Here is a 25,996-nt window from a genome sequence, read left to right as displayed (position 1 = left end):
CGCTAGCGGAGGTGCCCATGCTCATAGTGCCTGCGCTCCGCCGCCGTGAGCGGCGGCCTCGCCGCACTTGCCGGCGTCACCGCAACCACGACGGCGGCGCTCGATTGCTGCCGTCCCAGCACGAGCAGGTCGACGCCATCCGGCGTAATCCGCATCGCATAGTCGTAGCCATCGAGGAGCCTGGCTGCCACGCGCGATAGCGGCCCGTCGAACACGCCGGTCGTTTGCGTTTCGAGCGTGTCGCTCGCGCGATAGCGCAGATTGAAGCGGTCGTGCAGCGCCGCCAGGACGTCGCGGAGGGTGGCGTCGCGGGCCTCGATATGCACGGCATCCGGCCTGCCATCGACTTGCACCTCCGCCGTTGCCGCACAATCGCCGGCCAAGAGGATGACCGATGCAGTCATGATCAGCAGGGCAACACGCCGCATCGTCATACCAGCTCCGCCTCCGGAATCTCCCGCGCAAGGCGTTCGCGCAGCGGCGCCAGCCGTTCGGCATGGTGACGCCATTTGCCAACCGAGGATGCGTAGACCGGGCGGCGCACCTGGACGGCACTGGCGGTCGCCGAGGGCGCCGGGCTTTCGTGAAACCGCATCACCTCGTCCTCCCAGGCAAGCCCCAGGAAGCGGATGATCTCTCGGCTCGCCGCCGCCTGGTCCCGCACGATATCCTCGTATTTGATCTCCATCATAGCATCCGGCGGCAGCACGCTCCGCCAATGCTGCGACAGCCGGCGATAGGCCAGATAATACTCGGCGAGCTCGATCTGGTGATAGGAGAACGAGAATTTGCCGCGAAAGTGTGCCTTGTAGATCGCCCAGCACGAATCCATCGGATGCCGCTGCACCAGGATGATCTTCGCCGACGGCAGCGCCGCGTGAATCAGGCCGCAATAGAGATAATTCTCCAGCGTCTTGTCGATGAAGCGGACGTTGTCCGGAACGCGCAGCGCCGCGGCCGTGTCGAGATAGCGTCTGCCGATGCCTTCGAGGTCCCGGCCGCCCGGACGCGCCACCATCGCACGGCGCATCTCGGCCGTGAACGCACTGGTCTCGCCAACCGAATGCATGGTGGAATGGCTGGCGATGATCCGTTCTACCAGCGTGGTACCGGTGCGCGGCAGGCCGGTGACGAAAACGGGCGCGGCCTCGGCGTGCCCGCGCGGCGCTGCCTCGATCCAGCGACGCGTGTGCGCCTGGATGATCGCATCGACCTCACCAATCTCGGCCGCGGGGGCGCGCGGCAGCGATCGATGCTGCAAGTGGCAGCCGGCCTCGACGTGATCGAACGCGTTGCCCCAGAGCTCGAGATCCTCGTATTCCTTGCCGAGCGCAAAGTGCAGCATGATCTCGGCCGGCGGCGACAACCGCCCCTCGCGGATCAGCGCCTCCATCTCGTCGACATGGTTGCGGTCTGCGGTCTGGATGCGAAGGTCCGAGCGCAGGTAATGGGCAAGGCCGTAGTGACGGTCGCCGGCGATCGCCGCGTCGCAATGCATTTCGGCATCATCGAGCGCACCGATCATCCGCTCGGCCGCAGCGAGATTGAACAGATATTGCGGCACGCCGGGCTGCCGCTCGAGCGCGCGGCGGAAGAGCTCCCTCGCCCGTTGCTGAAGCCCGAGCAGCCCGAACATCGCGCCGACCGCATCGAGCGCGTCCGGTGCATCGCCAAGATGTTTGGCCGCGGCCTCTGTTACTTCGCAGGCTTGGCGCGTCTGCCCGCTCACGAACAGACATTTGGCGCGCAACGCCAGCGCGATCGGATTGGCTGGCGCCAGCGCAACGGCGCGATCCGCACTGACGATCGCCGCATCCTGCCGGCCGCGCGAGAACGCGGTCTCGGTCAGGAGCGCCCAGATACGCCAGTCCGACGAATTGCCTGCCAGGAGCTGCGCGCATATCCGCTCGGTCGCCGCCAGATCGCCGCCGGCGAAGGCGCGGCGCGCGGCGTCGATCGAAGCGGTGCTCGCGCTGGGCGGTAGCATGCCGTTCACGCGGATGACTCCATGCTGCATGAGCAAAACGAGATTGACCCGGCGGCCGGGCGGCCGCCGGGTCATACGGATGAAGGCTATCGGCCGAGATCAATCATCGTCGCGATCGTCGTCGTGTCGATCGGCGAAGTTGAAGTTGCCGAAGAGATCGCCGATCGCCGGCCGGTTGGTCGGAACGTAGGGATTGTCGTCCGATGCCACTGGATTGGGCAGCGTATCGCGCGTCTTCGGCCCCAGCGGCTTCAAGTGCCAGTTGCGCTCGATGAACTTGGTGATCGAGACGTGATCGCCGTATTCATGCGAGACGTGCCCGCCGCGGGAATATTTCGAGACCACCCAAAGCGGGATGCGCGTGCCGTCGCCGAAGAAGTCGACCGGCTGCACGTAGCCGGAGTCGTAGTAGCCGCCCCCCTCGTCCATGGTGATGACGATAGCGGTCGACTTCCACAGCTCCTTGTTGGACTTCACCTGGTCGACGATCTTCTTGGTGAAGGACTCGAAGAGGTCGAGCCGGGACGACGACGGATGACCGTCGTTGAAGGTGCTCGGCTTGACGATGGACACGGCCGGCAAATTGCCGTTGGCGATCGCATCGTACAGATCGAGCGTATCCTTCAGATGCGCATCGCGCGCTGTCTTGTTGGTCATGACGGAGGACGAATAGAGGAAGGGGTTGCAGATATTGCAATAGAGATAGGCGACCGGATCAAGTGCGCCGAAATTGGTGCCTTCGCCCGGCGCGGTCTTGAAGTCGTTCCAGCGCTCGCCGAAATAGGCCCAGGAGACGTCCGCCTGCGTCAGCGCATCGCCGATGTGCCGTTGCTTGATCACTGGCGGCAGCGTGAACGGTCCGTTGTTGATCGGATCGGTGGCGCCGCTGCCGATATAGGACGGAACATAGTTGTTCAGGAGATAGTAGGCGTTCGGCGCGCAGCGCGGCGACACGTGAATCGCGTTGAGGTAGGTCACGATCGGACCGACGCCCGGCTGGTTCGGATCGGAGCAGTTCGAATAGCTGCCGCCGCCATAGCCGTCATTGAGATACCAGTTGTTGGTGCCCGGCGCGGGGTTCGGGTTCTCGATCTCGTTGACATATTGCGGCGGATTGGAGCCGGGGACCAGGACGTGATCCGGCTTCGCGGGATCGCCCTTGTCGTCGGCGTAGTAGAGCGCGTCGGCATAGCCGAGCGCCATGTGATTGGCGAAGGTGCCGCCCATCACGGCCTGATGGAAATTGTCGCTGAGCGTGTACTTGCGGGCAAGCTCCGTCAAATAGGGCGCATCACCCCGGGCGACGTTGTAGAAGCCGAGCGCGATATCACCTTCCTTGAGCGGCTTCGGCGTGGGATTGCCGTTGCTGCCCGAAGAGACCGTCTCTTCGACCCAGGTGAACAGGTCGGACTGGCATCCACTTGGATTGTGGTGAGTGGCTTTGCTGACATCGCAGTCGAGCTGCTGCCACATCTGGTAGAAACGGTGCACCGGGCTGCCGCCGTAGGTCTTGTAGAGGCTTACCGGAATTTCGTCACCTTGCGGGAGGGTGACCAATGGGTAGGGGCCGTTGGGCAGATTGTCGAAATCCACGATGCGCGAGTCCGGCGAACTGCCGGGGAGCCCCGTCGCACCGGTGGTCAGCAGCGGCAGGTCCTGTTTCCTCAAACCATAGTCGGCCTGGGCCGCGAGTTGCAGCGTGGTGAGGCAGCCCGGACCGTTGAGCGCGGCTTGATCGACTGAAGTGTAGCAGGATTGCGGCGCGTAAGAGGTTCCCGGCGCCTGCACCTTGTTGGTCGTGTGGTTGTATGGCGTCTTCTGGCCGGGGTTGATGGAGAAGGTGTTGTTGACGACGGCGGAGGACTGCGACGCCTTGGCGTAGTTCGGACCGGGGATTCCGTCCTTGGTGATAATGCCCTTGGAAAGAAGATTGTCGACCCGCTCGCCCGGGCGCGGCTCATAGGTGGCGAACACGTGGTCGAAAGTGCGGTTCTCGCCAAGGATTACAATGACATGCTTGATCGGCGTCTCGGTTCGCTCGCCATTCTTGTTGTTGCCACCGAGAGCGTTGTTGTCCATCGCATAGACGTCACATCCCATCAGCGCCAGGATCCCAGCCGTGACCACGGTGCGATCGCGTAGTCGTCGTGTCATTTTCGAAAGCATTGCACGCCCCTCTGTTCGTTTCCTGAATGCAGAGAATTGTTTCAACACATGTCAGGCTAAGGTGCGCAGTTGTCAGACGTGCTGCGCGGACATATCACTTCCGTTACGGGATTGTGACGACGTGCAGAGGCCAATTGTCGCAACCGGCGCGACGTGCGCGGGGGGCTTGTGGATTGCGATCAACGACTTGTCGGCGATTTCCCGCGACGTTCCATCGGCGCGCGAGCGCCGGTCAGTCGCCCCAATGCAGCAAGGGCGTTCCGAACGCCCTGCTCCAGACGGACAGGAAGCGGGGAAACCAAGAGTGCGCTACGGCTCCCTTGTAGGCCCAGGTACGGTATTTCAGCCCTGATTCCGAGATCAATTCCTGATAACCGCCATGGAGCTCGGTCGCAGTGCGAATGTCCTTCAATATCCCCTGGGCGTAGGACCGATAAGTATCGCTCCCCGCGTGCTGATCGTAGTCCAGCATGCGATCGGCAAATTCGACATTGAATGTTGGCCACGAGGAACGTCCCTGGTAGGCGGGCGCCGCAATCTTGTGGATCATCTTGTTGCGCGGATTATCCGCAGACACCAGGAAGTGGAACGTGCTCGGGATGCGAAAGCGAGGTTCGGCAATAACCAGATCCGTCGTGGCCGCAAACAGCACACGTTCGCTCGCCTCGCTCAGGTCCCAGAATCCGCGATGCACACTGACGAAATCCAGCGCGACGGAGGACGCCGGCGAGCCCGCCGGGTCGTCCAGGGAGTGCCTGATATAACCGTCTTTGCCGAACAGGCTGAGCAGCTCCTTCTTGTACTGTGCGAGCTCACGTCCGAGCAGCGCCTTCAGTTCGCTCTCGTCGACGACGCCGAGCTGCACGCCCCACACGAAGGTCGTATAGACGCAGGCGTTGGTGACGAAACGCCTGCGTTCGGCGCGCGTGTCCGTTGCCGCGGAACGAGGGGCGCCGACGTCGCACAGCAAATGACCGGCTCCGTCATCGTTGAACGGCTCAAGCTCGCTTGCGAGGTGCAAGATCGCCCGTTTCAGGTCGGCGCCATATTCGGCCAGCAACAGACGGCCGGCATGAGCGCATTGGGACATTGCCAGATAAGACGACGCCCTCTCCTCGGCAGAGAGCATCTGCTGAAGACCCGCAAGAATGCCGAGCAGCGTGTCCGAGGGCCGCGAGAAATAGTTCACGCCGAGATACCGCGCACGCCCCGCAGGAACGATGGTCGTCGTGACGACGTCGGCGCGAACCGCCTCCAGCAAGAGACGGACGCTCTTTTCGAGCAACCGTGCCCGCCGGACCGCGTCCTGCGCATCCATGATGGTCTCGGGATCGAGGACGTCGGGATAGAACCAGGCGAAGTCACGCGGGTAGTAAGCGGATGCGTGCGGCGCGCCAGTGACAAGAAAGGACTCCGTCACCGAAAAGGCACTGTCCATCGAGTGCCGGTAAAGATCCTCGATGGCCGACAACGAATGATGCGACTTCCTCAGGAAGCGGTCACCGAGAAAATTCATCGCCTGAAGAGCGTTGGCGACAACGGTCGCGGTCAGTCCCTGATAAAAGCGGTTTGCGCGATGGGATGGAAAAGAGATGTCGCTATTCATATGCGTTGTCGAATGATGTCTCGTGATCCCGGTGGGGGCGGCCATTATTCTAGCCCTGTCTGATTCGTGTCTCCATCCGGTGACTTGCGGGAGCGGGCCTACCCCTCCCGCGGCCGAAAATTCTCGATCACCCTGAGTAGCACCCGCGCGCCGGCATCAGCATCGGCAAGTTCGACATGCTCGTCCGGATGGTGGCTGACGCCGCCGCGGCAGCGGACGAAGATCATGCCGACGTCGGCAATGTCGATCATCGCCATACCGTCGTGTCCTGCTCCACTCGGCAGCTCGAACACACCAAAACCTTCCGCTGCGATCGCCTGCGCGATCTGGTCCTTCAGCCAGGGCGCGCAGGGCGCGGTGCGGTTCTCATGAGTGACGTCGAGCTGGAGCGCAAGCTGCCGGCGCTTGGCGATCGCCTCGATCTGGCGGACGACGTCGGCGACCGCGCGCTTGCGGTGCATGTCGGTCGGCGCGCGCATGTCGATGGTGAACGAAACTTCGCCGGGAATGACGTTGGTCGCGCCGGGTTTTGCGTGGATGTAGCCGACGGTGCCGACGAGCCCGCCCTCATCGGTGCGGCAGAACTGCTCGATCGCGGCGATGCATTCGGCCGCCCCGGTCAGCGCGTCGCGGCGAAGCGCCATCGGCACGGTGCCGGCGTGGCCGGCCATGCCGGTCAGCCGCGCGGCGAGCCGCGTCGCGCCGGCGATCGCGGTGACGACGCCGACTGGGAGATTTTGTGCTTCCAGCACCGGTCCCTGCTCGATGTGCAGCTCGAAATAGCCCAGCAGCTCCCGCCGCGTCCGCGCGGCCGCGCCGATGTGGTCGGGATCGAGACCGAACTGCACGAGCGCATCGCGCATCGAGACGCCGTCGCGGTCGCGCGTGTTCAACACGCTCTCATCGAACGTGCCGGCGACCGCGCGGCTGCCGAGCAGCGTCGACGCAAACCGCACGCCCTCCTCGTCGGCAAAGCCGATGACCTCGATCGCGAACGGCAGGCGTTTGCCGCGCCGGTTCAGCTCCGCCACGCAGGCAATCGCGGTGATCACACCCAGGGGACCGTCCCATTTGCCGGCATCGCGCACAGTGTCGTAATGCGAGCCCAGCATCAGGCATGGCAAACCCGGCCGTTCGCCTTCGTAGCGACCGCAGACATTGCCGATCGCATCGAGATGCGCGCGCATGCCAGCCTCGCGCATCCAGCCGAGGATGAGATCGGTAGCGGTGCGCAATTCCTTGGTGAGATAGATCCGCGTGAGCTTGTCCGCGTCCTCCGAGATGACCCCGAGCTCGTTGATGCGACGCACGATCCCTTCGCCGAGCGAGCCATTTTGAACGGCGATACCAGGAGCCATCTCGCTCAAACTTTCCATCCTCCGGGCCGCAACCTCTCAAGCGAGGCCCGACGACCATCGATACAAGTTCGGTGCCGGAGCGCGCCTCGCGCGCATGGCCCGACTCGCGGATTGGTTAGCATGAATGCAGCGCCGACAGCGCCATCCGGCAGACGGATAGTCGAAGGGAAGTCAGTTAAGACTGCTTAACTACATTGCATACAATGTCGTGATACTGCCTATAATTTAGCCTCCAAGGCATCTGCCCAAGATTCGACCCCGGAACAAAGCCTTTATTTTATAACGGGTTAATCGCTCCTGCTTGCTCAATAACCTCTGGCACGAAGCTTGCGACATCGTATTCCGGCTGCCCCCGACTGGCGGTGGCCGCGAGAGAGGGGCGGACCACCGCCAAAGGGAGCATCCAATGGATCTTGGCAGGATTTCACGACGGCATTTGTTGCAGGGTGGCGCGGCGCTCTCCTTGGGAGCGGCAGTCGGTGTCCGCCCGGCTTTCGCGGCCGAGACGACGATCGGCTTCATCTATGTCGGCTCGCGCGACGACTATGGCTACAACCAGGCGCACGCGCAGGGCGCGGCGGCGCTGAAGAAGATACCGGGCCTGAAGGTGGTCGAGGAAGAGAAGGTACCGGAGACCGATGCGGTCGAGAAGACCATCGAGTCCATGATCAATCTCGATGGCGCTACCCTGCTCTTCCCGACCTCGTTCGGTTACTACAGCCCGCACATGATCAAGATGGCGACCAAGTACCCGAAGCTGCGCTTCGAGCACTGCGGCGGCCTCTGGACCGACAAGGATCCGAAGAACGCCGGTAGTTATTTTGGTTATATCGACGAAGCCCAATACATTTCCGGTATCGTCGCTGGCTTGACTTCGAAGAGTAGCAAGCTCGGCTTCGTCGCAGCCAAGCCAATCCCCCAGGTGCTGCGCAACATCAACGCCTTCACGCTTGGCGCCAGGTCCGTCAATGCGAAGGCCACCACGCAGGTGATCTTCACCGGCGACTGGTCGATGCCGGTCAAGGAGGCCGAGGCCACCAACAGCCTGATCGACCAGGGCGTCGACGTCCTGACCTGTCACGTCGACGGTCCCAAGACCATGGTCGAGAACGCCGCGCGCCGCGGCGCAATGGTCTGCGGCTATCACTGCAACCAGTCGGCGCTGGCGCCGAAGGCGTATCTCACCGGCGCCGAGTGGAATTGGGAGGCGCTCTATCCGAAGTTCGTCAAGATGATCGCCGCCGGCGAAGAGATCCCGAACTTCTACCGCGGCGGTCTGAAAGAAGAGATCGTGAAGGTATCTGCCTATGGCGAAGCGGTGTCGGCCGAGGCACGCAAAGCGGCCGAGGAGGCCAAGGCCAAATTCCTGTCTGCGGACGGGTTTGCCATCTTCAAGGGCGGCTTGCTCGACAACAAGGGCAAGACAGTAATTGCCGCCGGCACCGAGCGCGGCCAGAAGGATCCCGAACTCGAGAAGATGGACTACCTCGTCGAAGGCGTGATCGGAGCGACTTCGTGACAACGGAAGCGGCGGATCCCGTCGGTGCGGTCGGGGCCGTCGCCCCGGTCGCTGACGCGGGCTTCCTCCAGCGCCACGGCGCGAGCATTGAGTACATCTTGATCCCAGGCGCGGCGCTGGTCGGCGCGCTCGCGGTGTTCGGCATTTTCGTCGCGCTGTTCGGCAAGAACCCGCTCGACCTCTATTTCTACATGTACCAGGGCGCGTTCGGCACCTGGTTCTCCTGGCAGAACACGCTGACACGCGCAGCACCGCTCATCCTCACCGCGCTCTGCACAGCGCTGCCCGCGCAGCTCGGCATGGTCATCATCGGCGGCGAGGGGGCGCTGCTGATCGGCGCGCTCTCGGCAACCAGCGCGGCACTGGCGTTGCAAGGCCTACCGCCGCTCGTGGTCCAGATTGCGATGGTCTGCGCCGGCGTGATCGGCGGCGGACTGTGGATCATGCTGTCCGGCGCGCTGCGGCAATATCGCGGCGTCAACGAGACGATCTCGAGCCTGTTGCTCGTCTATATCGCACTCGCCATCCTCAACCATCTCGTCGAAGGCGTGATGCGGGATCCCGCAAGCCTCAACAAGCCGTCGACGCGTGAGATCGGCGCTGTCAACATGATCGGCAGCATCCCCGGCACCGACGTGCATTGGGGCCTTGTCTTCGGCCTGGCTGCCGCAATCGCCGCTTACATCCTGATCTACCACACCGTGTTCGGCTTCGCCGCGCGAGTTGCCGGCGGCAACATCCGGGCCGCAAAGATCGTTGGACTCGGCGTCAACAAGCTCATCCTCATAATCTGCTTCCTCGCCGGCGGCGCGGCGGGGCTCGCCGGCATGGTCGAGGTCGCGGCCGTGCAGGGCCGCGCCAACGCCAATCTCGCCGCGGGCTATGGCTTCACCGGCATACTGGTCGCCTTCCTCGCGCGGCAAAATCCGCTTGCGATCATTCCAGTGGCGATCCTGCTCGGCGGCATCAGCGCCAGCGGCGGGTTGTTGCAACGCCGCCTGGGGCTGCCCGATGCGTCCGTGCTGGTGTTGCAAGGCATCATTTTCGTTTTCGTGCTGGCAAGCGATGCGCTTTACGGCCGCATCGGTTTTCTCAAGGAGAAGTCCTGAGATGGCAGATGCCTCGATCGGACTCTGGACCGTGCCGCTCGCCGTGTTCGGCGGCGCCATTCGCGTCTCCACTCCCTTCCTGTTCGTGAGCCTGGGCGAATGCATCACCGAGCGTTCCGGCCGCATCAACCTCGGCCTCGAAGGCACGCTGGTCATGGGCGCGATGAGCGCCTATGGCATTTCCTATCTCTCCGGCTCGCCGTGGCTCGGCGTCCTTGCAGCCGGCGTCACCGGCGCATTGCTTGGCGCACTGCATGCCGGCATCTGCTCGCTGCCGCGCGTCAACGACATTGCGGTCGGCATTGCGCTGATGCTGTTCGGTACCGGCCTCGCCTTCTATCTCGGCAAGCCGCTGATCGAGCCGACCGCGCCGCGGCTGCCCGCAATCGACTTCGGCTGGTGGAGCGACATCCCTCAGGTGCGCGCGGCACTGCGCATCAACGTCATGTTCCTGATCGGCGTCGCGCTTGCGCCGATCCTCTACTGGGCCTTCCGCACCACGCGCTGGGGCCTCCTCATCCGCACCGCCGGCGAAAGCTCGGATGCGGCGCGCGCGATGGGCCATTCCGTGCTCCTGATCCGGCTGCGCGCCACCATGGTCGGCGGCTTCCTCGCCGGCATCGGCGGCTCGTTCCTGTCGCTGTTCTATCCCGGAAGCTGGAACGAGGGCCTCTCCTCCGGCCAGGGCATCACGGCGGTTGCGCTCGTGATCTTCGCGCGCTGGGATCCGATGCTGTGCCTGTGGGCCTCGCTCGCCTTCGGCGGCGCCGCGGCGCTCGGCCCCGCGCTGCAATCGGTCGGCGTCACCTCCGGCTATCACCTCTTCAACGCCGCGCCCTACATCCTGACGCTGGCGATCATGATCATCACCTGCTCGCCGAAGCGCACGCTGACGGGCGCGCCGGCTGAACTATCGATTACCCGCTAGGAAGCGAACTCATGCCCGAGCGTCACATCAAGTCCGAGCCCTACGCCTGGCCCTATAACGGCGATCTGCGCCCCGAGAACACGGCGCTGATCATCATCGACATGCAGACCGATTTCTGCGGCGTCGGCGGCTATGTCGACAAGATGGGCTACGACCTGTCGCTGACGCGAGCGCCGATCGAGCCGCTCAAGAAGCTGCTCGCAGTGATGCGCAAGCAGGGATTCCACGTCATACATACCCGTGAAGGCCATCGGCCCGATCTCTCTGATCTGCCCGCCAACAAGCGCTGGCGCTCGCGGCAGATCGGCGCCGGGATCGGCGACCCCGGCCCATGCGGCCGTATCCTCGTGCGCGGCGAACCCGGCTGGGAGATCATCCCCGAGCTGGCGCCGATGGCGGGTGAGCCCATCATCGACAAGCCCGGCAAGGGCTCGTTCTGCGCCACCGATCTCGAGCTGATCCTGCGCGTGCGCGGCATCGACAACATCGTGCTGACGGGCATCACCACCGACGTCTGCGTCCACACCACCATGCGCGAGGCCAACGACCGCGGTTTCGAATGCGTGCTGCTGCACGATTGCTGCGGCGCGACCGACAAGGGCAACCATGACCATGCGCTGAAGATGATCAAGATGCAGGGCGGCGTGTTCGGCGCGGTCGCGACATCTGACGCCTTCATCGGGGTGATCTCGTGATCATCGGCGAAATACCTCCGCCTAGCGGCGCCTTCGGCGTCGATGCCCTCGCCATGACCATGCGCTTCGGCGATTTCCTGGCGCTGGACAAGGCGGAGCTTAAGGTGCGTCCCGGCTCCTTCCACGCGCTGCTCGGCGAGAACGGCGCGGGCAAGTCGACGCTCGTCAAATGCATCATGGGCTACTACCACGCCACCGAAGGCGACATCCTGATCGGCGGCCGCCAGCAGGCGATCGGCAATCCCAGGGATGCCCACGCGCTCGGGCTCGGCATGGTCTACCAGCATTTTACCCTCGTGCCGGCGATGACGGTTGCCGAGAATCTCGTGCTCGCGCGCGACGACGTTCCGGCAGTGGTGGATTGGAGTAAGGAGAAGAAGGAACTTGAAGCGTTTCTGGCGCGGATGCCGTTCAAGGTGCCGCTCAACGCAAAAGTCTCCGACATCTCCGCCGGCGAGCGGCAAAAATGCGAGATTCTCAAGCAGCTCTATCTGAAGCGGCGCTTCCTGATCCTGGACGAGCCGACCTCCGTACTGACGCCGGCCGAAGCCGACGAGGTACTCGGCATGCTCCGCGACATGGTGGTCAGGGGCGAGCTGACGATCCTGATGATCACGCACAAGTTCCGCGAGGTCATGGCGTTCGCCGACGAGGTGACGATCCTGCGGCGCGGCAAGCTCGCCGGCCAAGGCAAGGTTGCCGAGCTCACGCCCGACGCCATGGCGCGCACCATGATCGGCGCCGAAGAGTTGACCGTGCAGCCGCCGCGCACCGGCGAAACAGGCCAGGCGCGGCTGGAGCTGGCAAAGGTCCGCGCACGCGACGATGCCGGCGCGATCGCAGTGCACGACGTTTCCCTTACGGTACGCGCCGGCGAGATCGTCGGTATCGCCGGTGTCTCCGGCAACGGCCAGCGCCAGCTCGTCGAGGTGCTGGCCGGCCAGCGCGACGCCGAGAGCGGCGAAATCCGCGTCGCCGGCGATCCCTATCACGCACGCCGCGAGGAGATGCGCCAGCACAAGATGTCACTATTGCCGGAGGAACCGCTCAAGAACGCCTGCGTCGGCGGCATGAGCGTCGCCGACAATATCGCCTTCCGCGAATTCGACCGCGCGCCCTTTGCGAGCCTCGGCTGGTGGCTCAATCGCGGCGCATTCCGCGACGACGCCCGAAAGAAGATCGCGCAATACAAGATCAAGACGCGCACGCCGGAGACGCCGATCTCGGCGCTGTCAGGCGGCAATGTGCAGCGCGCGGTGCTGGCGCGCGAGCTCGGCGGCGACGTCGAAGTGCTGATCGCGGCCAATCCCTGCTTCGGCCTCGATTTCGCGGCGGTGGCGCAAATCCACGCCGAGATCATGGCCGCGCGCAATCGCGGCGCGGCGGTTCTGCTGGTCAGCGAGGATCTCGACGAATTGCTCGAGCTGTCCGACCGGTTGGTTGTGATGTTCCACGGCGAATTCGTGTATGAAGCACGGACCAGCGAAGCCGACCTCACCGTGGTCGGCCGTCACATGGCGGGACACTAACAGCGGAGCAGCGATGAGCGGCGCATCGGAACGCGACGAGCACTTCTTGCGCCTGTCGTTTGAGGTAGCTCGCCGCTCCCTCACCCATGGCAACCACCCGTTCGGCTGCCTCGTGGTCGACGCGGACGGCAAGGTGTTGATCGAGGCCGAAAACGGCTACATGCCGGACCATGACGGCACCGCGCATGCCGAGCGCCTCGCCGCCACGCAGGCCTGCCGGACGCTGGGTCGTGAGGTGCTCGCCAAGGCGACGCTCTACTCCTCCGCCGAGCCCTGCGCGATGTGCGCCGGCGCGATCTACTGGGCCGGCATCGGCCGCGTGGTCTATGGGCTCAGCGAACACCGCCTGCGCGGCGTCACCGGCAACCACCCGGAGAACCCGACCCTCGATCTGCCCTGCCGCGAGGTCTTTGTCAGCGGCCAGCGGCGAACCGAGGTCGTCGGCCCGCTCCTGGAAAACGAAGCCGAAGCCCTGCACGACGGCGTGTGGACGAGGTAGCAATCTCCACAAACTCGGACTCGTAGGGTGGGCAAAGGCGCCCTCGCGCCGTGCCCACCATCTGAATGCAATAGAGCAGAAGTGGTGGGCACGCTTCGCTTTGCCCACCCTATGATTCTCCGCCAAAACCCCCAAATGGCGCCGCGCATTCCTGCACGGCGCCATCCGAACCTTGGAAGACTTCAACCGATCAGAACTTCACAGTGACACCGCCATAGACCGTGGACTCGGTGCAGCTCTTGGTGCTCTGGCCGGTGGCGGCGACGGTGCAGACGCCGGGCATGGCGTTGTGATCGAGGCCGAACTTGTTCTCCCAGTAGCGATAGGCGACCCAGAGATCGACGAAGTGCGAGTACTTGTCACCCCACGCCGCCTTCGAGGCGTCGAAGGTCAGGCGGATCGGTTCGCTGTTCAGCTCGGTCTTGGACGCGGTGGAGAACCGGCCGACGCCCGAGAGCGCAGGAAGGCCGTTCGAGTCGCCCTTTGGTCCATACCATCCGGCACGGCCGCTGATCGACCAGTACTGCATGTTCGGCGGCAGGAAGCCGAGGTCCATGTAATAGTTGATTTCGACCGCCCAGGTCGGATTGTAGCTGACATTGCCGTCCGAGTTACAGACGACGCCCGCAGGCCCGGCGACGAACAGGCCGCACTGGGTGAAGGCGTTGTGGTTCGAGAACTCCCAGTACATCAAGGGCGCGACGTTGATGTAGCCCTTGTAGGGAAGATCGAAGGCAAACTGCAGACCGGCGACGACGTCGCGCTTGGCGGGCGCAAGGAAGTTGTTCTCGGTGTTGCCGTCCATACCGACTTCGAACGAGACGTTGTGCAGCGGGCCGGCGGTGAAGGCCTTGGTGTTGAATAGTTCGTTCCAGCCGAAGGTCGAGCGGAACAGGCCGTAGATCTCGGTCGCGCCGGCGCAGTCGGCAGCGCCGCCGGTGATGGTCACGCCGGGCGCAACGCAAGGGCTGGCGGGGTCGTTATGACCCGACTTGAACATCGAGATGGTGAAGAAGTTGGTGCCGTAGGCCCAGAGATCGAAGTGGGTGAAGGAGTAGACCTGCTTGGGCGTCTTGCCGTCGATCGAACCATCCGGGCGCACGCTCCACATGCCGGGGTCGGTGCCCTTCGGCATATACGAGAACGACACCCGGTCGTCGATCACCAGGAAGAACGGAAGGTCCGTTGTCTTCTTGGCGGCCTTGACTGGAAGGTCCGCCGCGTGAGCCAAGCCGCCGGTGGCTAGCGTAGCAAGAGACAGCGCCGTTGCTGCAATTGCCGTGAAACGAAACGACATCCTGAACACCCCCAAAATTGAAGCTTTAGAAATCAAGCCCCGTCGGGTGCGACACTTGCGCCGTTCCCTGGAGGTGAGAAGCCTCAACTTGTTTCAGCGCCTGCTGCAGGTTTCGGCAGAAGGCGCGTGAGGATCAGGACTTTTTCGCTCGCTTCGATGCCCGGCAACGCGCTTCGCTTGCGCGCGTTGCGCGAGCCCCTGCCAGAGTTTCCCGATTGTTTTTCTTTGCCTTTTGTGCGCGGCAAAAACCGATTCGCTGAGCCCGGACCCGCGGCGTCGCCGCGTCTGCGCAAAGCGTACAAAGCGAAACGCGTCGGTTGCCCAACTTGGCATCAAGGCTGCACAGGGCGGTTCCGATTGGGCTTGAACCGTCACAAATTTGCAACAGACACTTACCGCATAACTACGGACTCGCTAGAACTGTCGCTCGAGAATCGCGAATGGATGGCGAATCCTCTCGTTTGCCGAAGCGTTGAGCAAGGCATGACGTTTTTTCGCTACTTACGCGGCGGATCAAACTAGCCCACTATTGAGGCAGAGGCACTTTACTCGACCCACGTGACGGCGAATGTCAGACGCGATGCCCAACAGCCCGCATACCGGGGAGCCACCGCTGCTCCAGACGATCGGGCTCACCAAGCGCTATGGCGACTTCCTCGCCAACGCCTCGATCGACATTGATATCTTCCCCAGAGAGATCCACGCCCTGCTTGGCGAGAACGGCGCCGGCAAGTCGACGCTGGTCAAGGCGATCTACGGCCTGATCCAGCCAAGCGCCGGCGAGATTCGCTGGCAGGGCGAGCGCATCGTGCTGTCCGGCCCGTCGGAAGCCCGCAGCCGCGGCATCGGCATGGTGTTCCAGCATTTCTCGCTATTCGAGAATCTCACCGTCGCCGAGAACGTCGCGCTCGGGCTCGACGGCAAGGAGTCCTACAAGGACATGTCGGCGCGGCTGGAACAGGTTTCGAGGACCTACGGCCTGCCGCTCGATCCAAAGCGCGAGGTCTGGCAATTGTCGGTCGGCGAGCGGCAGCGCATCGAGATCGTGCGCGCCCTGATGCAAAATCCCAAATTCCTGATCCTGGACGAGCCGACCGCCGTGCTGACGCCGCAGGAGGCCGACCAGCTATTCATCGTGCTCGAACGCCTCAAGGCGGAAGGCCGCGCAATCCTCTATATCAGCCACAAGCTCGAAGAGGTGAAGCGGCTGTGCGACACTGCCACCATCCTGCGCGGTGGCAAGAAGGTCGCGACCTGCAATCCGCGGCAAGAGACGGCGGCCTCGCTCGCGCGCATGATGGTCGGCGGCGAGATCAAGGAGGTCAGGGCCGCGACTGGCAGGCAGACCACTGTGCCGCGGCTCGTCGTCAACGATCTCACGCTTGTGCCCGACGAGCCGCACGGCGTGCGCCTCGAGCACATCTCGCTCGAGCTCAAGGGCGGTGAGATCCTCGGCATCGCAGGCGTCGCTGGCAACGGCCAGGACGAGCTTTTCGCCGCCCTGTCGGGCGAGAGGTTGTCGAAGGATCCCGGCACGGTGGTGATCGAAGGCATCGCCGCCGGCCATTTGTCGATCACCCAGCGCCGCAAGCTGGGCGCGGCCTTCGTGCCCGAAGAGCGGCTCGGCCATGGCACCGCGCCGCGCATGCGATTGTCGGAGAACGCATTGCTGACGGGCCACGCCGCCAGCGGCATGGTCAGGCACGGCTTCATCGATACGGCGGCGACGTTGAAAACGGTCGACAAGGCGACCGAGACCTTCGACGTACGCAAGGCCAAGCGCGATCCGGAAGCGGCAAGCCTCTCCGGCGGCAATCTGCAAAAATTCATCGTCGGCCGCGAGATCCTGCGCAACCCGGCCGTGCTGGTGGTGAGTCAGCCGACCTGGGGCGTGGATGCAGGCGCGGCTGCCATCATCCGCCAGGCGCTGCTGGATCTCGCCGCCAGCGGCGCGGCCGTCCTGGTGACGAGCCAGGATCTCGACGAGCTCGCCGAGATCGCCGACCGTATCGCGGTGATGTTCCACGGCCGGCTCTCGGTGCCGCTCTCGGCCAGCGAAGCGACGCGTGAAAAGCTCGGCCTGCTGATGGGCGGCAGCAGCCTGGACCAGAAGGAGGTCGCGCATGCAGCTCGTGCTTGAGAAGCGCACCGAGCGCTCCAACACGATCGCGCTGGTCTCGCCGCTGATCGCGATCGGCCTGACGATCGTGACGATGAGCATCCTGTTCGCGGTCCTCGGCAAGAATCCGCTCCTTGCTCTCCATGCGTACTTCATCGCACCATTGACCGACGGCTACTCGCTCCAGGAGATCGCGGTGAAGGCGACGCCGCTGGTGATGATCGCGATCGGGCTGTCGCTCTGCTATCTCGCCAATGCCTGGAACATTGGCGCCGAGGGCCAGTTCCTGATTGGCGCAGTCGCCGGAAGCTGGATCGCGGTGAAGACGCAAGGCACGGACGCCGGGGTCTGGGTGCTGCCGGCGATGCTCTTGCTTGGTGCCGTCGCCGGCGCGCTCTACGCCCTGATCCCGGCCATCTGCAAGGTGAAATTCGGCGCCAGCGAAATCCTGACCAGCCTGATGCTGGTCTATGTCGCCGACCTCTTCCTCGACTATCTCGTCCGTGGCCCGTGGCGCGATCCGCACGGTTTCAATTTCCCAACCACTGCGGAATTCGATCCCGTGGCGACAGTCCCGGTGCTGATCGAAGGCGGGCGGCTACATCTCGGCTCGATCATCGCACTCCTGATCGTAGCGGCAGCGGCGGTGCTGCTGGGACGAACCATCAAGGGCTTCGAGATCCGCGTGGTCGGCGCTGCGCCGCGCGCGGCGCGGTTCGGCGGCTTCAACGCCAACCAGTTGATCATCCTGACCTTCGCCGTCTCAGGCGCGCTGGCCGGTCTTGCCGGCATCATCGAGGTTGCCGGCCCGGTTGGGCATCTCCAACCCGGCATCTCGCCCGGTTACGGATTTACCGCCATCATCGTCGCCTTCCTCGGCCGGTTGAATCCGATTGGAATATTAATTGCAGGCCTTTTTCTCGCATTGACCTTCATCGGGGGCGAGCAGGCCCAGATCGCAATGAAGATCCCGCTTGATGTCACCAAGGTTTTCCAGGGGATTTTGCTGTTCTACGTGCTCGCCTGCGATTCCCTGATCCTCTACCGTTTCCGGCTGGTCTTCCCGAACCGTCAGGTGGCCCGTGGAACTGGTTGAAGCCATCATCCTGTCGGTGCTTGCCGCCTCGACGCCGCTGCTGATCGCGGCGACGGGCGAGCTCGTGACCGAGCGTTCCGGCGTCCTCAACCTCGGCGTCGAAGGCATGATGATCATGGGCGCGGCCTGCGGCTTTGCGGGTGCGTGGCTCACGGGCTCGATCATCATTGGCGCAATCTGCGGCATCATTGCGGGTACGTTGATGTCGTTGGTCTTCGCGCTGATGGCGCTCGGTCTCGCGGTCAATCAGGTTGCGACCGGGCTCGCGCTGACCATCCTCGGCATCGGGCTCTCGGGCCTGATCGGTGCCGGCTTCGTCGGCGAGCGCATCACGCCGGCGCCGCATCTCTACATTCCCATCCTCACCGACATTCCGCTGATCGGCCGCGTGCTGTTCGGCGAGGATGCCTTCGTCTATCTCTCGATCGCGCTGATCGTCGGCGTATGGTGGTTCCTCTATCGGACGCGAGCCGGGCTGATCCTGCGCGCCTGCGGCGACAACCACGTCTCCGCGCATGCGCTCGGCTATCCCGTGCTGCGCATCCGCACCCTTGCGGTGATGTTCGGCGGCGCTTGCGCGGGACTTGCCGGTGCCTATCTGCCGCTCGCCTACACGCCGTTCTTCATTCCCGGCATGACTGCTGGCCGCGGCTGGATCGCGCTCGCGCTGGTCGTGTTCTCATCGTGGCGGCCGGGGCGCCTCGTCGTCGGCGCCTACCTGTTCGGCGCGGTGACCATCCTGCAACTGCACGCTCAGGGCTGGGGCATTGGCATTCCCTCGCAGTTCATGTCGGCGCTGCCGTATCTGGCAACCGTGATCGTCCTGGTTCTCTTGTCGCGCGCACGCACCGGCGGATCGACCGCGCCGGCCGCGCTCGGCACCGTGTTCGTGCCCGATCGTTGATGGACTTCCGCTTCGTGCGCGATGGGGCGCGCACGTTGCGGTGTGGCTTTCCCCGACTGTTTGGAGATTGATGATGAGGAAAACACTTCTTGCGCTGGCTGCCGGGCTCTTGCTTGCCGGAAGCATTGGCGCCGCCTCCGCTGCCGACAAGCTGAAGGTCGGCTTCATTTACCTTGGCCCGATTGGCGATCTCGGCTGGACATATCAGCACGAGCAGGCGCGCGAGGCGCTCGTGAAGGAATTGGGCGACAAGATCGAGACTACCTATCTCGAGAATGTTCCCGAGGGCCCGGACGCCGAGCGCGCCATCGAGCAGCTCGTCCGCGCCGGCAACAAGCTGATCTTCACCACGTCCTTCGGCTACATGGACCCGACGCTGAAGGTCGCGAAGAAATATCCGAACGTGCATTTCGAGCACGCCACCGGCTACAAGCGCGACAAGAACATGTCGACCTATTCGTCGAAATGGTATCAGGGGCGGTACATCCAGGGCCTGATCGCCGCCAAGATGTCGAAAACCGGTGTGCTCGGCTATATCGGCTCGTTCCCGATTCCCGAGGTCGTCTCCGGCATCAACGCGACGATCCTCGCGGCGCAGACCATCAACCCGAACATCAAGGTCAAGATCATTTGGGCCAACACCTGGTTCGATCCGGGTAAGGAGGCCGACGCCGCCAAGGCGCTGCTCGACCAGGGCGCCGACGTTATCATGCAGCACACGGATTCGCCGGCGGCGATGCAGATCGCTGCCGAGCGCGGCAAGCTCGCCTTCGGCCAGGATTCCGAAATGATCAAGTTCGGGCCCAAGGCGCAGCTCACCTCGATCCTCGATACCTGGGGTCCCTACTACATCGCGCGCGTCAAGGCCGAACTCGACGGCACCTGGAAGTCCGAGGACACCTGGGGCGGGCTCGACAGCCACATGTTCGCGATGGCGCCCTACACCAACATGCCCGACGACGTGAAAAAGATGGCAGAGGATGCCCAAGCCGCGATCACGTCAGGCAAGCTGCATCCGTTCAAATGCCCGGTCGTCGGGCAGGACGGCAAGGAAGTCGAGTGCAAGGGCGGCGATCACCTCGATGACGGCCAGATCCTCGGCATGAACTTCTACGTCAAGGGCATCGACGACAAGGTGCCGGGCAAGTAGCACGCTTCTTGCATTGCTAAAATCACCTGCTCCTCCCGGAGGAGGTTCGGAGGGGGTAGCCACCAATACCCGGCAATGGTGGTTGCCCCCTCTTCTCTATCCTACCTGCCTAACCTGCCTGCATCGCGCGGGCCGCAGCGCTGTGGCGGCGGATCAAATCGGCGATATCCAGCCCCGGGATTGCCCCGTCGACCACGGCCCATTTGCCCGCGACCATCACCCGATCGGCCCGATGCGCGCCGCAGAGCACGACTGCCGCAATCGGATCGCCGTGGCCCGAGAAGCGCAATTCATCCAGCCGATACAGCGCCAGATCCGCCGCCTTGCCGAGGGCGATCTCGCCGAGCTCGGGGCGGCCGACGCAGGCGGCCGAGCCCTTGGTCGCCCAGCGCAGCGCGTCCTTGTGGCTGATCCTCGTCACTCCATAACGCGCTCGCTGGAGCAGGAACGCGGAACGCACCTCCTGCATCAGATTGGACGCATCGTTGGAGGCCGAGCCATCGACCCCGAGTCCGATGCCGACGCCGGCGTCCTCCATCTCGCAGACCGGGCAGCAGCCCGACGCGAGAAGCTGGTTGCTGCAGGCGCAGTGGCTGATGGTGGTCTTGGCCTTGCCGAGCCGCTTCATCTCTTCGGCGTTGAAGAAGATGCCGTGGGCGAGCCAGGTCCGCGCATTGAGCCAGCCGCACTGCTCGAGATAATCGAGCGGGCGGCAGCCATACATCTGTTCGCAAAACCTGTTCTCGTCCTCGGTCTCGGCAAGATGCGTGTGCAGGCGAACATCAAGTTTGTCGGCGAGATCGGCGGTGGCGCGCATCAGCGACGTCGTCACCGAGAATGGCGAGCATGGCGCCAACGCGATCTGCACCATCGCATCCGCACCGCGCTGGTGATGCTTTGCGACCACCCGCGCGCTGTCGGCGAGGATGGTGTCCTCGTCCTGCACCACGCTATCAGGCGGCAGGCCGCCGTCGCGCTGCGACAGGTTCATCGAACCGCGCGTGAGCAGCACCCGCACGCCGAGCCGCTTGGCAACGGCGACCTCGATGTCGAGCGCATCTTCAAGGCCCGCCGGGAAGACGTAGTGATGATCAGTCGTGGTGGTGCAGCCCGACAGCAGCAGCTCCGACATCGCCACGGTGACGCCGAGCTGGAGTGCCTCCGGTGTCATCCGTGCCCAGACCGGATAGAGCGCCTTGAGCCAGGGAAACAACTCGCGGTCCATCGCCGCCGGCAGCGCGCGTGTCAGCGTCTGGTAGAAGTGGTGATGCGTATTGATAAGACCGGGCAGGACGACATGTTCGCCCGCTTCGAACACCGCGGCGTCCGCTGCGGGCTTACCGCCAGCGGGCACAAGCTCGACGATCAGCCCATCCTGCACCACGATGCCGCGCTCGGCCCCATCGGCGAGGATGGCGAGCGGATCCTTGATCCAGACCGGCTTTGCGTTATCCATGATCCCGTTTCTCCTGACGTCGGCCGGCATTCTCGCCCGCAAGGCGAAGGTTAGTTGCTTGCATCCTTGTTGCGACTTGGCTCCGGACTTGCAAGACTCCATTTCAAGCGATCGATCCGATTCAAGGCGTTGGCGTACTCATGGACTTGAATACCATCACGTCGGTGGCCCATCCGGAGAGCCGCGCGCAACTGCCCGTTTGGACGGCAGGTGATGCTTGGCTCGCGGGCGGAACCTGGCTGTTCTCGGAGCCGCAGGCCCACCTGTCCCGCCTGATCGACCTCACCGACCTGAAATGGCCGGCACTGACCATCACCGACACCTATCTGACGATCGCGGCAACCTGCACCATCGCAGAGCTCGATGCGCTGACCTGTCCGCTCGACTGGGTCGCCGCACCGCTGATCAGCCAATGCTGCCGCGCCTTCCTCGCCTCGTTCAAGATCTGGAAGACGGCAACGGTCGGCGGCAATCTCTGCATGTCGCTGCCAGCAGGTCCAATGATCTCGCTGACGTCAGCACTCGACGGCATTTGCACGATCTGGAAGGCCGGCGGCGGCGAGCAGAAGCTTCCCGTTCTCGATTTCATCACCGGCAATCAGCGCAACCGCCTGATGCCGGGCGATCTGTTGCGGCAGATTGATATCCCCCTATCCGCACTGAAGCGCCGTTCGGCGTTCCGCCAGATCTCGCTGACGCCGGTCGGCCGCTCCGCGGCGCTGTTGATCGGCAGCCTCGATGACGATGGTGGACTGAACCTGACGGTGACTGCATCGACCGTGCGCCCGATCCGACTGTCCCTCCCGAAGCCGCCCGATGCGAACGCATTGCGCGCAGCCATCGTGACCGAGATCATCGACGGCCTCTATCATGACGACGTCCACGGCAAGCCGTTCTGGCGCAAGCATATGACGCTGCACCTTGCCGAGGAGATTCGTCGCGAATTGCTGGATGGCGCGCGGCCATGAGCTTCGAGATCAACGGCAAGCCGTTTTCGGAACACCCACGCGCGGGCCAATGCCTTCGAACCTTCCTGCGCGAGCTCGGCCATTTCGGCGTCAAGAAGGGCTGCGACGCCGGCGATTGCGGCGCCTGCACGGTGCTGCTCGATGGCGAGCCGGTGCATAGCTGTCTGATCCCGGCCTTCCGCGCCGAGGGCCGCGCGATCACCACCATCGAAGGGTTTGGCGGCGACGGCGGCACGCATCCGATGCAGCAGGCCTTTCTCGACGCCCAGGGGTTTCAATGCGGCTTCTGCACCGCCGGCATGATCCTGACCTGCGCGTCGCTGAACCAGGCGCAGCGCACCGATCTCGGCGCGGCGCTGAAGGGCAACATCTGCCGCTGCACCGGCTATCGCGCGATCGCGGATGCGCTCGACGGCAAGACCAATGTCGACGATGCCGTGGAGGCCGGCGGCGCGTTCGGCCGCAGCCTTCCCGCGCCGGCCGGACCCGACATCGTGCGCGGCGAGGCGCGCTACACTTTCGACACCGAGATCCAGGGCCTCCTCCACATCAAGCTCCTGCGTTCGCCGCATGCGCATGCGAGGATCGTCGCAATCGACAAGACGGCCGCGCTGGACGTTCCCGGCGTCCACGCGGTGCTGACCCATGAGGACGTGCCCGACCGGCTGTTCTCGACCGCGCGGCACGAGAAGGACTGGATGGACCCGGAGGATACGCGCGTCCTCGATGATATCGTCCGCTTCATCGGCCAAAAGGTCGCCGCCGTCGTGGCGGAAAGCGAGGCTGCCGCGGAGGAAGCGTGCCGCCGGCTGAAGGTGGCCTACGACATCCTGCCCGCGGTGATCGACCCGGAGCAGGCGATGGCGCTCGGGGCGCCGCTCGTGCATCCCGATCGCAGCATCGAACATCGCGTCGCGAACGCACAGCGCAACATCGTGGCGGAGATCCATGGCGAGTTCGGTGACGTTGCGGCGGCGTTCGCAGCTTCGGCCGTCAGTTACGAGGGAACTTTCGCTAGCCAGCGCGTGCAGCATGCTGCGCTGGAGACGCATGGCGGCCTGGCCTGGCTCGATGCGTCCGGCGTCCTCAATGTCCGCACCAGCACGCAGGTGCCGTTCCTCACTCGCCGCGCGCTGTCGAACATTTTCGATCTTCCCATGGACAAGGTGCGCGTGTTCTGCGCGCGGGTCGGCGGCGGCTTTGGCGGCAAGCAGGAGATGTTCGTCGAGGACATTTTGGCGCTCGCCGCGCTGAAGACGGGGCGCCCTGTGAAACTCGAGCTGACGCGCGAGGAGCAGTTCATCGCGACCTCGACGCGACATCCGATGCGTGTCCGCGTCAAGGCCGGTGCCGATGCGGACGGCAGGCTGACCGCGCTCCAGCTCGACCTGCTCTCCAATACCGGAGCTTACGGCAATCACGGCGGAGCGGTGATGTTCCACGCGGTGGGGGAGTCCATCAGCGTCTACAACTGCCCGAACAAGAGGGTCGATGGCGTCGTCGTCTACACGAACACGGTGCCGGCTGGCGCGTATCGCGGCTACGGCCTGCCGCAGGCATTGCTCGCGGTCGAGTCGGCGATCGACGAACTGGCAAGGCAGCTCGGCATCAGCCCATACGATATCCGCCGCCGCAACGTCGTCAGGCCCGGCGATCCCATGCTGTCGCCACCCCCGTCGGAATATCACGACGTCGCCTATGGCTCCTACGGGCTCGACCAGTGCCTCGATCTGGTCGAGCGCGCGATGCAGGCGGATGCGCCTCAACCGGATTTGTCGGCGGACTGGCTGATCGGCGAGAGCATTGCGCTGACCATGATCGACACCGTGCCGCCGGCCGGGCATATCGCGGACGCGATGATCACGCTCAACGGCGACGGCAGCTTCGATCTCACCGTCGGCACCGCCGAGTTCGGTAACGGCACCAGCACGGTGCACCGGCAGATCGCGGCCAGCGCGCTCGCGACCACCGTCGACAACATCGACCTCAAGCAATCCGACACAGCGCATGGCGGCCACGACACCGGCGCCTATGGCAGCGCCGGCATTTTCGTCGCCGGCAAGGCAACGCAGGCGGCGGCGGAGCGTCTTGCGAGCATGTTGAAGGCGGCGGCCGCCGAGGCATGGCTGTGCGATGCCGCGATTTGCACGCTTGACGACAATTCTGTCGTCAGCGGTGTCAGGCGGATCTCCTTTGCTGATCTCGCGAGGAACGCGCAGGAGCAAGACGAGGTGCTCGCGGCGAGCGGCAATTCCCAGGGCACGCCGCGCTCGGTCGCGTTCAACGTGCAGGGTTTTCGCGTGGCGGTGAACAAGGCCTCGGGCGAGTTGAAGATTCTCAGGAGCGTGCAGGCGGCCGATGCCGGCGTCGTTGCCAATCCCATGCAATGCCGCGGCCAGGTCGAGGGCGGCGTAGCGCAGGCTCTGGGGGCGGCAATGTATGAGGAGATGGTGATCGACGCGCAGGGGCGCATCATCAACGCCAAATTCCGCGACTATCACCTGCCCTCCTTCGCCGATGTGCCGCGCACGGAAGTGCTGTTCGCCGAGACGTCCGATACGATCGGACCGATGGGCGCGAAGTCGATGAGCGAGAGCCCGTACAACCCGGTCGCTGCTGCGCTCGGCAACGCCATCGCGGACGCTACCGGCATTCGTTTTACATCGACACCGTTCAAGCCAGACCGGCTATTCCCGGCGCTGCACGAAAAGTTCGGCGCCTAGCTCCCGCGATAGGTCGAATAGCTCCAGGGCGTGACCAGCAGCGGCACGTGGTAGTGGCCCTCGGGCTCGCTGATCGCAAAACGCAGCGGAATTTCGTCGAGGAACGGCGGGTCCGACATCGGCACGCCGCGCGTGGCAAAATATTTGCCGACGCTGAAGCGGAGCTCGTAGCGGCCGATCGGCAAGGGCCGGCCGCCGATCAGCGGCTGGTCGGTACGGCCATCGTGATTTGTGACGGCGCGCACAATGACGCGGCTCTCGCCGAGAGAAGCGAGCTCGACAAGCTCGACCGCGATGCCCGGCGCAGGCTTGCCGCTGTGATTGTCGAGCACATGGGTCGAGAGCCGGCCGTGGACCTTCAGGCGATCATCGGCGACTACGTGCTGGTCGAGCCGCAACGCAGCGATGCGGCAGATCTCCGCGATCGAGCGCCCTGTCTCGGTCTCGGCGTCGTTCGGCAGCCGCTGCTCGAAATCGCGCAGGATGGAATCCTTGGTATGGCGGCGCACGCAGACGATATAGGGGATGCCGAACTTTGCGCGATAGGCATTGTTGACGCGTTCGAACGCCGTGTATTCGGCGTCGGACAGGCGGTCGAGCCCGACGCTGTTCTGCTCGGCATTGGAGTCTGCGGTAAGACCTGCCGCACGTTGCGTCTTGTCGGCGAGATCAGGATGCGCCTTGATCAGCGCGAGTCGCAGCTCTGCCACGGCACTTTCGACCGCCGCCGTCATCGCCGCGAACAACTGATTGACCCCGGCAAACGGCCGCTGATCCGCGACGCGCTCGGCGATCCATGGCGAGTGCTCGAAAATGTTGGCGAGCGCCGCGACGAAGTCGGCTTTGCTTGCAGCGTTGAGATCGGACAGAGACAGTTGCGACATCGC

The 25,996-nt window shown here is 64.2% G+C and carries 20 protein-coding genes; 12 read left to right on the top strand and 8 right to left on the bottom strand.

The annotated features are described in order from the left end of the window. Positions 1-2 precede the first annotated feature (2 nt). The 5 genes from SO140_RS12320 to SO140_RS12300 all read right to left on the bottom strand — a co-directional run bounded on the left by SO140_RS12320 (position 3) and on the right by SO140_RS12300 (position 7,117). Entirely contained in the window at positions 3-434 is a 432-nt protein-coding gene (locus SO140_RS12320; protein WP_449382049.1) for a hypothetical protein, read from the bottom strand. Further along, positions 431-1,987 carry a sulfotransferase family protein gene (locus SO140_RS12315; RefSeq protein ID WP_449382094.1) on the bottom strand — a complete coding sequence of 519 codons (1,557 nt, stop codon included), beginning with the start codon at positions 1,985-1,987 and terminating at the stop codon, positions 431-433. The genes SO140_RS12320 and SO140_RS12315 overlap by 4 nt, the downstream gene beginning before the upstream one ends. Before the next feature lie 99 nt (positions 1,988-2,086). After that, positions 2,087-4,153 carry an alkaline phosphatase family protein gene (locus SO140_RS12310; protein ID WP_449382048.1) on the bottom strand — a complete coding sequence of 689 codons (2,067 nt, stop codon included), beginning with the start codon at positions 4,151-4,153 and terminating at the stop codon, positions 2,087-2,089. 232 nt (positions 4,154-4,385) lie between these two features. After that, entirely contained in the window at positions 4,386-5,759 is a 1,374-nt protein-coding gene (locus tag SO140_RS12305) for a hypothetical protein (protein ID WP_449382047.1), read from the bottom strand. 98 nt (positions 5,760-5,857) lie between these two features. Further along, positions 5,858-7,117 carry an allantoate amidohydrolase gene (locus SO140_RS12300; protein ID WP_449382093.1) on the bottom strand — a complete coding sequence of 420 codons (1,260 nt, stop codon included), beginning with the start codon at positions 7,115-7,117 and terminating at the stop codon, positions 5,858-5,860. A 406-nt stretch (positions 7,118-7,523) separates the two neighbouring features. On the opposite strand from SO140_RS12300, the gene SO140_RS12295 reads away from it, so the two are divergent. The 6 genes from SO140_RS12295 to SO140_RS12270 are packed head-to-tail and all read left to right on the top strand — an operon-like array spanning position 7,524 to position 13,396. Then, entirely contained in the window at positions 7,524-8,636 is a 1,113-nt protein-coding gene (locus SO140_RS12295) for a BMP family ABC transporter substrate-binding protein (protein WP_449382046.1), read from the top strand. Beyond that, a complete protein-coding gene (locus tag SO140_RS12290; protein ID WP_449382045.1) occupies positions 8,633-9,745 on the top strand; it encodes an ABC transporter permease in 1,113 nt (370 codons plus the stop codon). The genes SO140_RS12295 and SO140_RS12290 overlap by 4 nt, the downstream gene beginning before the upstream one ends. 1 nt (position 9,746) lies before the next feature. Beyond that, entirely contained in the window at positions 9,747-10,673 is a 927-nt protein-coding gene (locus SO140_RS12285) for an ABC transporter permease (protein ID WP_449382044.1), read from the top strand. An 11-nt stretch (positions 10,674-10,684) separates the two neighbouring features. Next, complete coding sequence (gene biuH, locus SO140_RS12280; RefSeq protein ID WP_474799026.1) at positions 10,685-11,368, top strand: biuret amidohydrolase; 684 nt, start codon at positions 10,685-10,687, stop codon at positions 11,366-11,368. Continuing rightward, entirely contained in the window at positions 11,365-12,897 is a 1,533-nt protein-coding gene (locus tag SO140_RS12275) for an ABC transporter ATP-binding protein (RefSeq protein WP_474799028.1), read from the top strand. Before biuH ends, SO140_RS12275 begins: the two co-directional genes overlap by 4 nt. A 13-nt stretch (positions 12,898-12,910) precedes the next feature. Continuing rightward, a complete protein-coding gene (locus tag SO140_RS12270; RefSeq protein ID WP_449383033.1) occupies positions 12,911-13,396 on the top strand; it encodes a nucleoside deaminase in 486 nt (161 codons plus the stop codon). Between the two features lie 190 nt (positions 13,397-13,586). Here SO140_RS12270 and SO140_RS12265 read toward each other — a convergent pair whose 3' ends face one another. Beyond that, positions 13,587-14,693 carry a hypothetical protein gene (locus tag SO140_RS12265; RefSeq protein WP_449383032.1) on the bottom strand — a complete coding sequence of 369 codons (1,107 nt, stop codon included), beginning with the start codon at positions 14,691-14,693 and terminating at the stop codon, positions 13,587-13,589. Between the two features lie 568 nt (positions 14,694-15,261). Here SO140_RS12265 and SO140_RS12260 point away from each other — a divergent pair. The 4 genes from SO140_RS12260 (at position 15,262) to SO140_RS12245 (ending at position 19,962) form a co-directional block, all read left to right on the top strand. Then, positions 15,262-16,833: an ABC transporter ATP-binding protein gene (locus tag SO140_RS12260; protein WP_449383031.1), complete on the top strand. Its 1,572-nt coding sequence runs from the start codon at positions 15,262-15,264 to the stop codon at positions 16,831-16,833. After that, on the top strand, positions 16,817-17,908 hold the full coding sequence (locus SO140_RS12255; RefSeq protein ID WP_449383030.1) for an ABC transporter permease: 1,092 nt from the start codon (positions 16,817-16,819) through the stop codon (positions 17,906-17,908). The genes SO140_RS12260 and SO140_RS12255 overlap by 17 nt, the downstream gene beginning before the upstream one ends. After that, on the top strand, positions 17,895-18,812 hold the full coding sequence (locus tag SO140_RS12250) for an ABC transporter permease (protein WP_449383029.1): 918 nt from the start codon (positions 17,895-17,897) through the stop codon (positions 18,810-18,812). The genes SO140_RS12255 and SO140_RS12250 overlap by 14 nt, the downstream gene beginning before the upstream one ends. Positions 18,813-18,885: 73 nt before the next feature. After that, on the top strand, positions 18,886-19,962 hold the full coding sequence (locus SO140_RS12245) for a BMP family ABC transporter substrate-binding protein (RefSeq protein ID WP_449383028.1): 1,077 nt from the start codon (positions 18,886-18,888) through the stop codon (positions 19,960-19,962). A gap of 109 nt (positions 19,963-20,071) precedes the next feature. Here SO140_RS12245 and SO140_RS12240 read toward each other — a convergent pair whose 3' ends face one another. Beyond that, positions 20,072-21,418 (bottom strand): 8-oxoguanine deaminase, encoded by a 1,347-nt coding sequence (locus tag SO140_RS12240; protein ID WP_449383027.1) that lies wholly within the window; start codon positions 21,416-21,418, stop codon positions 20,072-20,074. A 140-nt stretch (positions 21,419-21,558) separates the two neighbouring features. Between SO140_RS12240 and SO140_RS12235 the strand changes: the two genes are divergently transcribed. Together SO140_RS12235 and SO140_RS12230 are read left to right on the top strand one after the other, a co-directional pair. Beyond that, positions 21,559-22,386, top strand: coding sequence for an FAD binding domain-containing protein (locus tag SO140_RS12235; protein ID WP_449383026.1), 828 nt, complete (start codon positions 21,559-21,561; stop codon positions 22,384-22,386). Then, positions 22,383-25,109, top strand: a complete 2,727-nt coding sequence (locus tag SO140_RS12230; protein ID WP_474799032.1) for a molybdopterin-dependent oxidoreductase — start codon at positions 22,383-22,385, stop codon at positions 25,107-25,109. The genes SO140_RS12235 and SO140_RS12230 overlap by 4 nt, the downstream gene beginning before the upstream one ends. Here the strand turns inward: SO140_RS12230 and uraD are convergent. Beyond that, positions 25,106-25,993, bottom strand: coding sequence for a 2-oxo-4-hydroxy-4-carboxy-5-ureidoimidazoline decarboxylase (gene uraD / locus SO140_RS12225; protein ID WP_449383036.1), 888 nt, complete (start codon positions 25,991-25,993; stop codon positions 25,106-25,108). The genes SO140_RS12230 and uraD overlap by 4 nt on opposite strands. Between the last annotated feature and the right edge of the window lie 3 nt (positions 25,994-25,996).

This window comes from Bradyrhizobium sp. UFLA05-108 (assembly GCF_059803455.1).
This window is presented reverse-complemented; position numbering and strand designations above follow the sequence as displayed.